Source organism: Paracoccus niistensis, assembly GCF_042432925.1.
Lineage (GTDB): Bacteria > Pseudomonadota > Alphaproteobacteria > Rhodobacterales > Rhodobacteraceae > Paracoccus > Paracoccus niistensis.
Genome location: NZ_JBHLWE010000013.1, coordinates 1 through 14,625 on the forward strand (window position 1 = coordinate 1; position 14,625 = coordinate 14,625).

General features: G+C 67.9%; 13 protein-coding genes and 1 pseudogene. 11 read left to right on the forward strand and 3 right to left on the reverse strand.

Annotated features, from left to right (window positions below; all coding sequences use genetic code 11):
* From ACFFII_RS03665 to ACFFII_RS03690, 6 genes and pseudogenes are all read left to right on the forward strand, one after another.
* Positions 1-484: pseudogene (locus ACFFII_RS03665) on the forward strand (quinohemoprotein amine dehydrogenase subunit alpha); the annotation flags it as partial.
* 8 nt (positions 485-492) lie between these two features.
* Complete coding sequence (peaB, locus tag ACFFII_RS03670; protein WP_377697547.1) at positions 493-1,926, forward strand: quinohemoprotein amine dehydrogenase maturation protein; 1,434 nt, start codon at positions 493-495, stop codon at positions 1,924-1,926.
* Entirely contained in the window at positions 1,923-2,249 is a 327-nt protein-coding gene (gene qhpC / locus ACFFII_RS03675) for a quinohemoprotein amine dehydrogenase subunit gamma (protein WP_377697549.1), read from the forward strand. The genes peaB and qhpC overlap by 4 nt, the downstream gene beginning before the upstream one ends.
* Before the next feature lie 2 nt (positions 2,250-2,251).
* A complete protein-coding gene (peaD, locus tag ACFFII_RS03680; protein WP_377697550.1) occupies positions 2,252-3,325 on the forward strand; it encodes a quinohemoprotein amine dehydrogenase subunit beta in 1,074 nt (357 codons plus the stop codon).
* A 1-nt stretch (position 3,326) separates the two neighbouring features.
* Positions 3,327-3,980 carry a subtilisin-like serine protease QhpE gene (gene qhpE / locus ACFFII_RS03685; RefSeq protein ID WP_377697551.1) on the forward strand — a complete coding sequence of 218 codons (654 nt, stop codon included), beginning with the start codon at positions 3,327-3,329 and terminating at the stop codon, positions 3,978-3,980.
* A complete protein-coding gene (locus tag ACFFII_RS03690) occupies positions 3,977-5,710 on the forward strand; it encodes an ABC transporter ATP-binding protein (protein WP_377697552.1) in 1,734 nt (577 codons plus the stop codon). Before qhpE ends, ACFFII_RS03690 begins: the two co-directional genes overlap by 4 nt.
* Here ACFFII_RS03690 and qhpR read toward each other — a convergent pair.
* The gene (gene qhpR, locus ACFFII_RS03695) at positions 5,617-6,639 is read right to left on the reverse strand and encodes an AraC-like transcriptional regulator QhpR (RefSeq protein ID WP_377697553.1); all 1,023 of its coding nucleotides are present in this window, start codon (positions 6,637-6,639) and stop codon (positions 5,617-5,619) included. The genes ACFFII_RS03690 and qhpR overlap by 94 nt on opposite strands.
* A gap of 85 nt (positions 6,640-6,724) precedes the next feature.
* Here qhpR and ACFFII_RS03700 point away from each other — a divergent pair, with 85 nt between their 5' ends.
* From ACFFII_RS03700 to ACFFII_RS03720, 5 genes are all read left to right on the forward strand, one after another.
* Complete coding sequence (locus ACFFII_RS03700; protein ID WP_377697554.1) at positions 6,725-8,128, forward strand: aldehyde dehydrogenase family protein; 1,404 nt, start codon at positions 6,725-6,727, stop codon at positions 8,126-8,128.
* A gap of 80 nt (positions 8,129-8,208) precedes the next feature.
* Complete coding sequence (locus ACFFII_RS03705) at positions 8,209-9,921, forward strand: AMP-binding protein (protein ID WP_377697555.1); 1,713 nt, start codon at positions 8,209-8,211, stop codon at positions 9,919-9,921.
* A gap of 62 nt (positions 9,922-9,983) precedes the next feature.
* The gene (locus ACFFII_RS03710) at positions 9,984-11,669 is read left to right on the forward strand and encodes an acyl-CoA synthetase (RefSeq protein WP_377697556.1); all 1,686 of its coding nucleotides are present in this window, start codon (positions 9,984-9,986) and stop codon (positions 11,667-11,669) included.
* 147 nt (positions 11,670-11,816) lie between these two features.
* Entirely contained in the window at positions 11,817-11,996 is a 180-nt protein-coding gene (locus ACFFII_RS03715) for a hypothetical protein (RefSeq protein WP_377697557.1), read from the forward strand.
* Between the two features lie 69 nt (positions 11,997-12,065).
* The gene (locus ACFFII_RS03720; RefSeq protein WP_377697558.1) at positions 12,066-12,302 is read left to right on the forward strand and encodes a hypothetical protein; all 237 of its coding nucleotides are present in this window, start codon (positions 12,066-12,068) and stop codon (positions 12,300-12,302) included.
* 341 nt (positions 12,303-12,643) lie between these two features.
* Here ACFFII_RS03720 and chrA read toward each other — a convergent pair whose 3' ends face one another.
* The gene (chrA, locus tag ACFFII_RS03725) at positions 12,644-13,990 is read right to left on the reverse strand and encodes a chromate efflux transporter (protein ID WP_377697610.1); all 1,347 of its coding nucleotides are present in this window, start codon (positions 13,988-13,990) and stop codon (positions 12,644-12,646) included.
* Positions 13,991-14,067: 77 nt separating this feature from the next.
* The coding region (locus ACFFII_RS03730) for a chromate resistance protein ChrB domain-containing protein (protein ID WP_377697559.1) at positions 14,068-14,625 on the reverse strand (558 nt) is incomplete at its 5' end.

Here is a 14,625-nt window from a genome sequence, read left to right on the forward strand (position 1 = left end):
CCTTCGTCCTCCATCTGGCTCGAAAGCTACTTCAGGGAGGACCACTTTTCAGGGGGCAGACCATCCTGCGCTGGACCGCATCTCGGTCGAGCCGCCGCTGACCTATTCCCGCATCGGCGGCAACGGTGGTCCCATCGACAAGCAGCCCGCCGTCTTCGACGCGGTGGGCTGGCTCAACGGCCCTGATGGGCAGCCGGAAACCGAAGACGACATCCGCGTGGGCGTCATGGCCGCCGACTGGCGGACCGAGGACTTCGACCCCGCCGCCGCCGAGATGAAGGACGCGCATTACGCGGGGACCATCGGACCGACCGGCATCTTCGAGCCGGGCGACGCCGGCCCCAACCCCGAACGGCACATGAGCGCCAACAATGTCGGCAACCTGAACGTGGTCGCGACCGTCAGGGACGGCGACCGGACGCACGAGGCGAAGGCGCATCTCTATGCGACCGTGCAGCGCTTCGTCGACACTCCGATCCGCTGAGGTCCGCCATGGGTTCCCTAGCCTTCATCCCCCATAACGCGCACCGGGTGGACGTGGACGGCCGCGCCATGCTGATGCATGTCCCCACGACCAGCCTCTTCGAGATGGACGAGGTCAGCCAGTCCGTCCTCGACCTGTTCCGCCGGGTGGGCGTGGCCGACTCCGACCTGCTGCGGGCCGAGCTGGGCCACCGCTTCGCCCCCGAGGACCTGGCGCAGTCCCTGCAGGGGCTGGTCACGCTGGACATCCTGCGCGACGCGGGCCAGCCCGACCGGCCCATGACGATCCAGAAGGTCGAGGAGGTGCCGCTCTCCACGATCATCCTGAACGTGAACACCGGCTGCAACCTCGCCTGCACCTATTGCTACAAGGAGGACCTGACCACCCCCGCCAAGGGCGAGCGGATGGACTTCGCCACCGCCCGTTCCGCCATCGAGCTGCTGCTGGCGCAGGCCGCCGGGCGCGACAAGGTGAACGTGGTCTTCTTCGGCGGCGAGCCGCTGTCGAACATGCCCCTGATCCGGCAGGTGGTGGACTACACCGAGGGGCGCGTGGCCGAGCTGGGCAAGGCGGTGGATTTCTCGCTGACGACCAACGCCACGCTGCTGACGGAAGAGATCGTGGACTGGCTGAACGCCCATCGCGTGGGCGTCACGGTCAGCATGGACGGACCCCGCGCCCTGCACGACCAGAACCGCCGCACGGTGGGCGGGCGCGGCACCTACGACGTGGTGGCGGCAAAGGTGCGGATGCTCCTGTCGCGCTACAACGCCCGGCCGGTGGGCGCGCGGGTCACGCTGACGGCGGGCGTCACCGACGTGATCGCGATCCACGACCACCTGAAGAACGACTTGGGCTTCGCCGAGGTGGGCTTCGGACCCGCGACCTCGGGACCCATCGCCGTCTTCAACCTCAAGGGCGACATGCTGAGGGGCGTCTTCGAGGACATGAAGACCTTGGGCCGCCGCTATGTCGAGGCCGCGATCCGGGGCGAGAACATCGGCTTCTCGAACATGCACCAGCTTCTTTCGGACATCGCGCAGGGCATGAAGAAGGCCGTGCCCTGCGGCGCGGGGCTGGGGCTGCTGGCGGTGGACAAGGGCGGCGACCTGCACCTGTGCCACCGCTTCGTGGGCTCGGACCAGCCGACCTATGGCAATGTGGACACCGGCATCGACGTCCCGAAGCTCGCGGCCTTCGTCGAGGGCGCGCAGGACCGCAGCAACTTCGGCTGCAAGACCTGCCGCATCCGCTCGATCTGCGCGGGCGGCTGCTATCACGAAAGCTACGCGCGGCAGGGCGATCCCTTCGCGCCGGTCTATCACTACTGCGACCTGCTGCGGGACTGGGTCGATTTCGGCATCGAAAGCTACGTCCGCATCCTGGCCGCCAACCCGTCCTTCTTCCGCCATCACCTGGAGCCGAGGAGAGCCACGCAATGAAACACCTGACACCGCTCAACGCCAAGGCCAGGCAGTTCTCCGAGGCCGCCGAGGAGGGGCGCGAGGAGGAAGTCGTCGCCATGAACTCGATGGTGGGCTGCACGACCTCGTTCGATCCGGGCTGGGAGATCGACGCCTTCGGCGGCATCGCCAACCTCTGCCAGCCGATGGAGGCCGACCTCTACGGCTGCGCCGATCCCTGCTGGTGGCCCGCGCAGGTGCCCGACACCATGGGCACCTATCCGGAATGGTCCGACAAGGCCGCGGATGTCGAGCAGGACTGGCGCCAGCTTCAGTCCGTGTTCCCGAAGACGAAGGTGTGACGATGCTGAAGCATGTGACCGCGACGGCCGTTGCCTCGCTGCTGCTGGCCAGCCCCGCCCTGGCCCGTGATTACCTTCTGGTCCCCGCCCGCCCCGACAAGCTGGTGGTCGTGGATACCGAGGAGATGAAGGTCGACAAGGTGATCCAGCTTGAGGACGCGGGTCCCCTGCCGGGCCTGCCCGTCGTGAACAAGGAAGGCACCCGCGCCTGGGTGCTGATGAACGGGCTCGAATCCATCGCCGTCGTCAACCTGGAAAGCGGCGAGACGATCCGGCGCATCGAGATGAGTACCGCCGACGAGCGGGTCAAGGGCATGTTCGGCATGGACCTGTCGCCCGACGGCAAGACGCTCGCCGTCTATCAGAGCCCGGTGAAGATGCTGGTGGACGAGTTCCAGGTCCAGCCGACGCGGCTCGCCTTCTACGATGCCGAGTCGGGCGAGCTGAAATCCACAGCCGAGGTGCCGCGCCAGATCACCCTGCTGGCCTGGTCCAGGGACGGCAGCCGGATCTATGGCCTGGGCCGCGACATGCATGTCTTCGATGCCACCGGCAAGCAGGTCGAACAGAAGCCCATCCACAGCTGGGAAGCCGAGACCTACAGCCAGCCCGACCTGCTGGACGTCTGGTCCCAGTTCGAGACATCCGGCGTGATCACGGCGCCCTTCTATGCCGCCCGCAAGGACCTGGCAGCGGACGACCCCACGGCCTTCCGCACGGCCGTCCTGACCCAGGACCTGGACAGCGGCGAGATGAAGATGCAGGAGCTCGAGGTCGCCGACATCTTCTACTTCTCGATGGCCACGAACCCGGCCAAGGACCGTGCCTACGGGGCCTACAACTTCCTGTCGAGTTTCGATCTGACCGAGGGCAAGGCCATCAAGCGGGTGCCGCTGCCGCACAGCTATTATTCGGTGAACGTCTCGACGGACGGCAAGACCGTCTGGCTCGGCGGCGCGCTGTCGGATGTCGCGGCCTATGACGCCGAGACGCTGGAGCGGAAGGGCGAGGTCAGGATGCCGGACAACGCCTCGATCTCGCTGGCCTCGGTCCGCATGTTCACACGCGACGATTGAGATGACGTGCCGTGCGCCCCGGATCGGCATCGTGGACAGCGGCGGGCCGGTCGCCCAGATGTCCGGGGCGCGGGCCTTTCTGGCAGACGGTGACGGCCCGGCCCGGCCCGACCGTCTCGGCCACGGCACCGCGGTCGGCGCGGTGGTCCGTCGCGCGACCACAGAGGCAGAAATCCTGCACGCGCAGGTCTTTGACGACCGGCCAGTGACCAGCGCCGAACGGGTCGCCCGCGCGCTCCGCTGGCTCTCGCCCCGCTGCGACCTGATCCTGCTGAGCCTCGGGCTTGCCGCCGACCGCGCGGTGCTGCGCGAGGCCTGCGCCGAGGCCCTGGCGACGGGTGCGGTGCTGGTGGCCTCGTCTCCGGCTCGCGGGCCGCTGTGCTGGCCCGCTGCCTATCCCGGCGTCATCGCCGCAACGGGGGATGCGCGCTGCGACTGGGACGAGCTGTCGCTGCTGCCCGGAGGAGTCATCGGCGCCTGGTGCGCCTCGCCCGAGCGGGGCGGGCGCGGCATGGGCGGCGCGAGCCTCGGCGCGGCGCGCGTCGCAGGTCACCTGGCCGCCCAGTGGGAGGATGCCCGCGCCGATGCCGCCGGCTGGTTGGCCGACCGCGCGACCCACATCGGCAGCGAACGCCGCAGCGGGATTCCGGCATGAGCCTGCGCGAGACAGCGGCGCGGCGGGCCGTACGGCGCGCCTTCGGGGCCGAGGCCGGCTGGCTTCAGCCCGTCGTCGCCCGCGCGCTGCCGGGGATCAGCCTTGTGCTTGCGACCTCGCTGGGGGCTGCCGCACTGGGTCTTGCGCCCCCATGGCTGACCAAGCAGCTGATCGACAAGGGGCTGGTCGCGGGAGATGCGCAGGCGCTTTGGCTTTATGCCGGGGCGATGTTCGCGGTGGGGCTGGTGGCGCTGGGGTCGAGTGTGGTGAACAGCCTGCTGCACCTGCGTTTTTCGGCGGCAATGCTGGCCGACCTGCGCGGGCGGATGCTGGGCGCGGTGCTGGGGCAAAGCTCGGCTCGCCCATCACCGCAAGTGGGCGAGGTAATGGCGCGGCTGGACGGCGACACGGCCGAGATCCAGCGCTTCGCCTTCGACGGGCTGCTGGCGGCAGGGGGCTCGGTTTTCCGGCTTGTCGGCGGCGCGGCGATGCTGTTCGCGCTGGAATGGCGGCTGGCGCTGCTGGCCACAGCCGCGACGCCGCTGAACCTCGTCTTCCTGGCTTGGGCACGCCCCCGTACGCAAACGCGGGCCGAGGAAGTGAGGGCCAGCCGTGGGGCACTGTCTTCTTGGTTGGTCGAAACGGTTGCGGGCCTTCCAACCTTGCGCGTCCTCGGCGCCGAGGGCGCGCGAGCCAAGGACCTCGAGCCCCTGCAGGCAGGCCAGATCGCTCTGCTGATCCGCCAGCGTCGCTGGCTGGAGCTGACTGGGGCAGTGCCGCAGGTCGTCACCGCAGCAGTGCGCTCGGCGGTGCTGGTGGCAGGCGGGCTGATGGTGATCGCGGGGACCTGGCCCCTGGGGTCGCTGATCGCCTTCATCGCCTATCTCGGGATGATGACTGGGCCGCTGCAGAACCTGCTGGGCCTTTATCATGCACAGGCGCAGGCCAAGGTGGCACTGGCGCGGCTGTCTGCTTTTGCAAACAAGCATGCCGCCGAGCCGGGCGGGCGCGCTCCTGCGCCAGGTCCCGGCGCGCTGCGGTTCGTGGCGGCGCGCGGGCGTGACGGGCGGCACCTGCCCGCGGACCTGATGATCCGTGCGGGACAAAAGGTGCTGCTGGACGGCCCTTCGGGCATCGGCAAGTCGACGTTGGTGGCGCTGGCGGCCCGTCTGGCCGCCCCTGCCGCCGGCGCACGGGTCTTCTTGGATGGAGAGGATGTGGCCGGGTTGGACCCGGTCGCCTTGCGCCGCGCCGTCGCAGTCGTCCCGCAGGCTGCCATGCTGTTCCATGGCACACTGGCCGAGAACCTGCGGCTGGCCGATCCTGGCGCCAGCGACACTGCACTGTGGCAGGCGCTGGAGGATACGGGGCTTGCGGACATGCTGCGCCAGCGCGGGCAGGGACTTGCGCTGCCCATCACCGAAGCCGGCCGGAACCTGTCAGGAGGCGAGCGTCAGCGTATCGCGATCACCCGCGCACTGCTTCTGCCCTTCCGCGTGCTGGTACTGGACGAAACCCTGTCCGAAGTCGACGCGCCGGCTGCGGCCGCAATTCTGTCGGCGATCCTCGCGCGTCACCCGGATCGCACGATCCTGGTCATTGCCCATGCCGGTCCGGCTCGCGCCCTGGCCTTCGATCAGGTCGTGACCCTGACCGCCGACCCGGCCTTGCGCAGCTCGCGCGGCGAAGCGCCGAACCAGCGCGAGAACGCGCGGGAAAACGCGGTATGATCCGAATAGCCGAGCCGCATCGCGATCTCGATCATCGGCAACTCGCTACGCACCAGCAGGGCGTGACCCACATTGCAGCGGCAGATTTCGGTCAGTTCGTGGAAGGACGTGCCTTCCGTGTCCAGTTGCCGCCGCAGCGTACGACGCGACACGCCCAGGTGAGAGGCAACTGCATCCTGGTCGATCGGATCACGCCCGATCCGGCTCATCAGCGTGTGCAGGACCCGATGGCTCGTCGGCTGGCGCAGCCAGTCCGCGCGGATCTGCGCCCCCAGCGCTTGCACCGCGTCACGGAAGGCCCGGGACGTGTCGGACACCGACACAGGCTCCGCGCCGCGGTCCAGGAGACGGGCCGGGAAGCTGATGATATTGGTTTCGGACATTCGTACCGGCCCGGCTGTATGGGTCGCGAAGGAGGTGCGCGCGGCCCCCGGTTCGTGTTCGAAGGCAAGGCTGCACACCCGCTCGGCATCCGGAGCGAAGCGGCGGATGATGCCCGCGACCACCCCCAGCGTCAGTTCGGAATCCGCGCGCCGGGGCCAGATGTCATTGTCGAGAATGCGGTAGCTGAAGCTCGCCCGGTCATCCTCGACCTCGAAGGCCACGGCCGAGGCCGACTGCATGGCCCCGAAACAGCGCTGCAGCGCCTTGATGGCAGCGCCCAGTGTCGGCGCCAGTGCCAGCGCACAACCCAAGCCGCCCATGTCGGCCAGATGCATCGCCTCGCCCGCCCGCCACATCGCCAGGGGGTCGGGGGAACGGGCGGCGATGGCCTCGAGGCAGGCGGCGAAGTCGGACAGCTGCATGACCGGAGCGGTCCCGCCCTCCGGAACATCCTCCACTCCCTTGCCCCCGACCGCCGACAGCGGCCGGGAGATGATCCAGGCTCCCTGCATGCGATGCTCTCCCCAAATCGCAGGAAGGAGCATCGGGTCTTCGACCTTCGTCCGTCAACTCTTTCGTTCCGCGTCGCGTCCGCACGGGCGCAGGTATTCTTTATGAGGAGGAAACTGCATGCTTGCCTACAGATTGCTCATTGATGGGAAGCTCGTCCCCGGCGACCTGACCATGGAGGTCGTGAACCCGGCCACGGAGGAGGTGCTGGCCCAATGTCCCCGCGCGTCGGAGGCGCAGCTGAACGCAGCGGTAGCCGCCGCCCGCACGGCCTGGCCGGCGTGGGCACGCCTGCCCATCGGGGAACGCCGGCGGATGATCCTGGAGTGGGCCGACCGGCTTGAACAGGATGCCGATGGGCTGGCGCGCCTGCTGACGCAGGAGCAGGGCAAGCCTCTGGCCGAGTCCACTGCCGAGATCGCCTACACGGTGTACTTCATTCGCAACCTCGCCACGCTCGAGATGCCGGTGAAGGTGATCGAGGACAACGACGCCCGCCTGGTCGAGCAGTACCGCCGCCCCTTGGGCGTGGTGGGCGCGATCATCCCTTGGAACTTCCCGATCCTGCTGATGGCCTTCAAGGCGCCGCTCGCGCTGCTGGCGGGTAACACGATGGTCATCAAGCCCGCGCCGACCACGCCCCTGACGACCCTGCGGGTGGGCGAGATCATGGCCGGCATCTTCCCGGCAGGCGTCGTCAACATCATCACGGACGCCAATGACCTGGGGCCCAAGATGACCGCGCACCCGGACATCGCAAAGATCAGCTTCACCGGCTCCTCCGAGACCGGCCGCAAGGTCATGGCCAGTGCCGCCGAGACGATCAAGCGCATCACGCTGGAACTGGGCGGCAACGACGCGGCCATCGTGCTGCCCGGCGCGGACCCGGACACGGTGGCGCCCGGCATCTTCAGCGCGGCCTTCATGAACGCAGGGCAGGTCTGCCTGGCCGTCAAGCGCGTCTATGTCCATGAATCGCTGTATGACACCGTGGTGGAGCGGCTTGCGCGCCTCGCCGACGAGGCCGTGGTCGATGACGGGCTGAAGCAGGGCACCACATTGGGCCCGATCCAGAACCGCGCCCAGTTCGAGAAGGTGCAGGGCATCCTGGAACAGGCGCGCCGCGACGGCCGCGTGGTTGCGGGCGGCACGGTCGAGGACCGGCCGGGCTATTTCATCCGCCCCACCATCGTGGCCGACATCGACGACGATGCCCAGCTGGTCGCCGAGGAGCAGTTCGGCCCGATCCTGCCCGTCCTGCGCTTCAGTGATCCCGAGGATGCGCTGACCCGGGCCAATGCAACCCCCTGGGGTCTCGGCGGGTCCGTCTGGGGCCGCGACCGCGACCAGGCGCGTGACATCGCGCTGCGCATGGACGCGGGGCAGGTGTGGATCAACAAGCATCTCGACTTCGGCCCGAACATCCCCTTCGGCGGCGCCAAGCAGTCGGGCATCGGTGTTGAATTCGCCGAGGAAGGCCTGGCCGAGTTCACCCAGATCCACATCGTGAACGAAGCCCGCTGAACCGGCAGTCGCGGGCCGTGCGCGTTGGGTGCGCGGCCCGCCGCGGCTCGTCCGCATGGAAGACAAGAGAGGAGACATCCGTGTCGATCTATGGCCTGGCCCCCCGCAGCGAAGGCGAAAGCCGCGTACAGGGCCCCACTGACCTGCCCTTGCGCGACGAAACGATCCCCCAGATGCTGGCCGCCGCCGTGCGCGACCACGGCGACCGCGAGGCGCTGGTCTTTCCCGAACACGGGTTGCGCCTGACCTATGCCGAGTTCTCCGACGCCGTGGACCGGCTGGCGACGGGCCTGCTGGACCTGGGGATCTCGCGTGGGGACCGGGTGGGCATCTGGGCGCCGAACCGGCCTGAATGGGTGCTGACGCAATTCGCCACCGCGCGGATCGGGGCGATCCTAGTCAACGTGAACCCGGCCTACCGCGTGGGCGAACTGGAATATGCCCTGCGTCACGTGGGCGTGCGCTGCCTGATCCTCGCGGACAGCTTCAAGACCTCGAACTACGTCAACATGATCCAGCACGTCGCGCCGGAACTGGCCTTCTGCGCGCCGGGCGCGCTGATGGCGCCGAACCTGCCCGACCTGCGCATCGTGGTGCGGATGGGGGCCAGCCGCTCGACCAGCGGTATCCTGAACTTCGCCGACCTGGCGGGCACGCCTGCCGACCCAGCACGGCTGGATGCAATCACGCAGACGCTGAAGGCGGACGACGCGATCAACATCCAGTTCACATCGGGCACGACGGGCCTGCCCAAGGGGGCGACGCTCAGCCACCGCAACATCGTCAACAATGGCCATTTTGTCACCGCCACCATTGCCTTCACGCAGGAGGACCGGCTGTGCGTCCCGGTGCCGCTGTATCACTGCTTCGGCATGGTCATGGGCGTCCTGGGCTGCGTCAGCAAGGGCGCGACCATGGTCTTCCCCGGCGAGGGCTTCGATCCCGACGTGGTGCTGAACGCCGTCGCGGACGAACGCTGCACGGGCCTTTACGGGGTGCCCACCATGTTTTCGGCCATGCTGGATTCGCAGAACTTCCTGGCCCATGACCTGTCGTCCCTGCGGACCGGCATCATGGCCGGCGCCCCCTGTCCGATCGAGGTGATGCGCCGCGTCATCGACCAGATGCACATGCGCGAGGTGACGATCGCCTATGGCATGACCGAAACCTCGCCCGTCTCCTTCCAGTCCCACACCGATGACCCGCTGGAGAAGCGCGTCACTACCGTGGGCCGCGTTCATCCGCATCTGGAGGTAAAGCTGGTGGACGAGGCGGGCCACACTGTCCCGGTCGGCGCGACCGGAGAGCTGTGCACCCGCGGCTATTCGGTGATGAAGGGCTATTGGGGCGAGCCTGCCAAGACGGCCGAGGCGGTGGATGCGGACGGCTGGATGCACACGGGCGATCTCGCCACGCTGGATGCCGAGGGCTATTGCAACATCGTCGGGCGGCTCAAGGACATGCTGATCCGGGGCGGCGAGAACATCTATCCGCGCGAGATCGAGGAATACCTGTTCCAGCACCCTGCCGTGCAGCTGGCCCAGGTCTTCGGCGTCCCCGACCCGAAGTTCGGCGAGGAGGTCTGCGCCTGGGTCGTGCTGAAGCCCGGCGCCAGCGCGACCGAGGACGAGATCCGCGATTTCATCCGGACCCGCGTGGCTCACTACAAGGTGCCCCGGCATATCCGCTTCAGGGCGGAACTGCCGATGACCGTGACCGGAAAGGCGCAGAAGTTCCTGATGCGCAAGGCCATGATCGAAGAACTGGGGCTGGAGGAAGGCCGGACGGCCTGAAGATCCGCCGTGCCGCGCGGGACCTGCCCGGCGCGGGAAAGATGCAAGGGAGGATATTACCGATGACTGACACAGCCGCAGCCCCCGCCCGGCCCGCCCATGCCGAGGCCACCGTCCGGTTCCGCATCGAGGATGCGGTGGCGGGGCTTCAGGGCGATCTCGCCTCGGGGCTGAACGCCTGCGTCGAATGCTGCGACCGCCATGCGGGCGCGAACCGCCTGGCGCTGCGCTGGGTGGCGGCGGATGGCCATCTCGAAGATTTCACCTTCGAGCAGCTGCGCGACATGGCGGCCCGCGTCGCCAACATGCTTGTCGCGCAGGGCATCGGGCCGGGCGACGTGGTGGCCGGGCTCTTGCCGCGCACACCCGAGCTGATGGCCGCGGTCCTGGGCACATGGCGGGCGGGGGCGGTCTATCAGCCGCTGTTCACCGCCTTCGGCCCCAAGGCCATCGAGCACCGCCTACAGACCGCAGGCACCCGGCTGGTCGTCACTGACAGTGCCAATCGCGCCAAGCTGGACGGGATCGACCGTCCGGTGCAGGTCGCCACTGTCCTTTCCGCGGGCGAGTCCCTGCGGGAAGGAGATGTCGACTTCCGCGCGGCATTGGCCGCGGCCCCGACTGAGTTCCAGCCCGTGATACGCAAGGGCGACGACCTCTTCCTGATGATGTCCACATCGGGGACGACGGGACTGCCCAAAGGGGTGCCCGTGCCGCTGAAGGCGCTTCTTTCCTTTGCCGCCTACATGCGCGACGCGATCGGGCTGCGCGAGGACGACGTCTTCTGGAACATCGCCGATCCGGGCTGGGCCTACGGGCTTTACTATGCCGTGACCGGGCCGCTGCTGCTGGGGCAGGCGACCACGCTGAACGAGGGCGGCTTCACGGTCGAGGGCGCCTGCGACACGATCACGCGGCTGGGCGTGACCAACCTCGCCGGATCGCCCACGGCCTTCCGCCAGGTCATCGCCGCCGGCCCGGGGGCAGCGGAACGGATCAGGGGGCGGCTGCGCGTGGTCTCGAGCGCGGGCGAGCCTCTGAACCCCGAGGTCATCCGCTGGTTCGACCGCCACCTGGGGGTGCCGATCCACGATCACTACGGGCAGACCGAAGTGGGCATGGTGGTCAACAACCATCACGGGCTGGACCATCCGGTGCGGCCCGGATCGGCCGGGCTGACGATGCCGGGCTGGCGCGTCGTGGTCCTGGACGATGCGGGGCGGGAACTGGAACCGGGGCAGCCGGGCATCCTTGCGATCGACATCGCCCGTTCGCCGCTGATGTGGTTCGGCGGTTACCTGAACACGGACACGCCGGCCATCGCGGGCGGCTACTACCGGACCGGCGACAGCGTCGAATTCGAGGAGGACGGCTCGGTCAGCTTCATCGGGCGGGCGGATGACGTGATCACCTCGTCGGGCTATCGCATCGGGCCCTTCGACGTGGAAAGCGCGCTGCTGGAACATCCCGCCGTGCGCGAGGCCGCGGTGGTCGGCGTGCCCGACCCCGAGCGGACCGAGATCGTCAAGGCCTTCGTCGTGCTGGCGCAGGGTCACGAGGGTTCGGCGGAACTGGCCGAGGAACTGCGCCTGCATGTGCGCAGCCGGCTGTCGGCCCATGCCTATCCGCGCTGCATCGACTTTGTTGCTGACCTGCCCAAGACACCCAGTGGCAAGATCCAGCGCTTCTTGCTGCGCAAGGCCGAGATCGCCCGGCTGGAGCAGGATCAGCGCCAGTACGTGAGCTGAGGAGACCGGCGGCAAGGAAGGTGCTGGAGGATGCTGCGGTTCAGTCTCACAAACAGGTCGTCAGGCCAGCCCAAGGGCAGGAGCGGGAACAGTGGCTTGCCCCTTGCCCGCTATGTCCTGATAGCGCGCATCCTGCACTAGAGCGTTGTGGGTCTGATAATCGCCACCATCGCCCTTGGCTTGCTTGGCGATACGCTGCCCTACAGGGCAGGTGAGACGGCGGCGCGTTCGAACTTCATCTATGCCCTGCACAAGACGGTCGGGATCGTGGTACTGGCTGTTGCTTTGGCCTTTGCGACGTGGCTGTTCCTGAGCCCGCGGCCGTGACACGGGGCAAGGCCCATAGGCTGGCGATCCGTCCTCTGGCGCTTCACCTACTGGGGATTGTTCTTCGGGATGCTGCTGCCGATCACAGGGCCGCTGCTGCATTCCAACGGTCCCTTCTGGGGCTTCGCTCCAATCTTCTGGCCGCTGCCGTCGCGCGTGCCCGGTATCTCCGATGCATTCGCCTCCAACCCGGTTGTTGGTGCCTTTCACCGCGACGGATTGTGGCTGTTTGCCGGCCTCGCGGCCCTACACGCCGCCCTGTATGTCAAGCGCAGGCAGGACCGCCGGCTTCAGGCCGGCCGGTGATTTACGGATCGTGCAGATGAGGACCTGCATTCGCTGCTGCGGCTGACTCCGGTCGCCGGTCTTGCCGCCTGGGTCATCTTGGCCGCTTCGCGCGGCCTACACTGAGAACTCGGCTCTACTCGCTTGCATCGCCGTTTTCATGTAAAACGGCAATGCACCCGACCTCATCTGCGCCGGGACAGCTCGATCCACGCATCCTCGTCGATGACCGCGATCCCAAGCTCCTCGGCTTTCTTCAGCTCCGATCCGGCGCCGGGCCCTGACCCACCGGGACGAGCGGCGGCTCGAAGCCCTTAGCTGCCGGTCGGTCACCGGTGGAGGATGCGTGTGCAGCGTGACGGCTACGGCAGCAGGCCCGCCGCGTGGAGAGCGATGCCAAGAACCGCCGCCCCTGCCAGCACCGCCGTCATCCCCAGCTTCAGCCGGAACACGGCGATCAGAGCCAGAGCGGCGAGCGCCGCTGCCATCCAGTCGATCGAGCCCGGTACCGGAAGTTCCAGCGAGAGCGGGCCGATCTCGATCAGCTGCACCTCGCGCCAGATGACGTGGATCGCGAACCAGATCGCCAGGTTCAGAATCACGCCCACGACTGAGGCGGTAACGGCCGTCAGGGCCGCGGACAGGGCCCGATTGGACCGCAGCCGCTCCATGTAAGGGGCGCCCAGGAAGATGAAGGCAAAGCAGGGCGCGAAGGTGACCCAAGTGGTGAGCAGCCCGCCAAGTGTCGCGGCGAGCAGGGCGTTGTCCCATCCGGCCTCCCGAAAGGCGCCAAGGAAACCCACGAACTGCAGCACCATGATCAGGGGGCCGGGTGTGGTCTCTGCCATGCCGAGGCCGTCCAGCATCTCGCCCGGCCGCAGCCAGCCATAGGTTCCCACCGCCTCCTGCGCGACATAGGCAAGCACCGCATAGGCACCGCCAAAGGTCACCACCGCCATCTTCGAGAAGAAGACGGCGATCTCGGCAAAGACGTTGCCACTGCCCAAGGCAAGGACCAGGAGCGCCACGGGTGCCAGCCAGAGCGCTATCGCCGCCACACCCGCCTTGAGTGCGGTCCGCCGTGCCGCGGACGGCATTTCAGCCATCTCCTCGCCCAGGAGTGTCTCGGCATCGTCGACATGGGCGCCACCCACGGAGCCGTGGCCGCCACCCGAGGCGAAGGCGCGCAGTCCGGTTCGGGCGCCCAGGAAGCCGACCAGGGCAGCGGTGAGCACGATCACGGGGAATGGCGCATCGAAAGCGAAGATCGCCACGAAAGACAGCACCGCGAGCACGCGCATGGCATCGTTCTTCAGTGCCCGGCGCCCGACGCGGACCACGGCTTGCAGAACAATAGCCAAGATGGCGGCCTTGAGGCCGAAGAACAGTGCCTCGACCAGGCCCACGTCACCATAAAGAGCATAAAGCCAGCTCAAGGCCATGATCGCCACCACGCCGGGCAGGACGAACAGCGTGCCCGCAATCAGGCCGCCCCGGACCCCGTGCATCAACCAGCCCACATAGGTGGCAAGCTGCTGCGCTTCGGGCCCCGGGAGAAGCATGCAGAAGTTCAGCGCATGCAGGAAGCGCCCGTCGCCGATCCAGGGTTTCTCCTCGACAAGGATGCGGTGCATGACGGCGATCTGCCCCGCAGGGCCGCCAAAGGACAGAAGCGCAATGCGTGCCCAAGTCCGGGTGGCCTCGGCCAGCGAGGGAAACTCGCGCTGCGGGGCTGGGGCAGCGGAGCGGGTCGATAACCGTGCTTCAGAAGACGTTCCCACATCGCTCACAGCGCAACTCCCGCCTTGGCATTGGGCCAGTTGTGGGTCTCGCCGGTGGCGTCCCGCGCCCAACGATAGAAGGCATCGTAGAGGCCCATCCCGGCTTCCAGTTGCTCCAGATCGTCGGCATACATGCGCGACAGGCCTAACGAGGCGGCGAGCAATCCAGCCGCTTCGGGCGCCAGATCAAGGCGGGCAGTGTCGGCGCCCCGCACGATGATGGCCAGCCGGTCGAGGGCGGGAATGGAGAGGCCGAACTCCCTCAGCATCACATCGAAGCTGCACAGCTCGCCCCGATGGCTGAAGCGCACGCCTTCGATGTCAAAGGGTGCAGCGTTGTGACGCGCCGCCACGCCCTCGACCTCGGACGGGGCAACGAACAGGATCACCGCCCGCGGATCGACAAAGCGGCGGATGAGCCAGGGACAGGCGATGCGGTCGATCTTGGGCCGTGCGCGGGTGACCCAGACCGTGCGTCCCCGCGCATCCCGAGCAGGCAAGCTCTCGGGATTGATCAAGGGCAGCCCGGCCTCCTGCCACGCCTGAAAGCCGCCCTCCAGATA

Coding starts and splice junctions, on each gene's coding strand:
- peaB (WP_377697547.1), top strand. CDS start 493: ATGGGTTCCCTAGCCTTCATCCCCCATAACGCGCACCGGGTGGACGTG.
- qhpC (WP_377697549.1), top strand. CDS start 1,923: ATGAAACACCTGACACCGCTCAACGCCAAGGCCAGGCAGTTCTCCGAG.
- peaD (WP_377697550.1), top strand. CDS start 2,252: ATGCTGAAGCATGTGACCGCGACGGCCGTTGCCTCGCTGCTGCTGGCC.
- qhpE (WP_377697551.1), top strand. CDS start 3,327: ATGACGTGCCGTGCGCCCCGGATCGGCATCGTGGACAGCGGCGGGCCG.
- ACFFII_RS03690 (WP_377697552.1), top strand. CDS start 3,977: ATGAGCCTGCGCGAGACAGCGGCGCGGCGGGCCGTACGGCGCGCCTTC.
- qhpR (WP_377697553.1), bottom strand. CDS start 6,639: ATGCTCCTTCCTGCGATTTGGGGAGAGCATCGCATGCAGGGAGCCTGG.
- ACFFII_RS03700 (WP_377697554.1), top strand. CDS start 6,725: ATGCTTGCCTACAGATTGCTCATTGATGGGAAGCTCGTCCCCGGCGAC.
- ACFFII_RS03710 (WP_377697556.1), top strand. CDS start 9,984: ATGACTGACACAGCCGCAGCCCCCGCCCGGCCCGCCCATGCCGAGGCC.
- ACFFII_RS03720 (WP_377697558.1), top strand. CDS start 12,066: ATGCTGCTGCCGATCACAGGGCCGCTGCTGCATTCCAACGGTCCCTTC.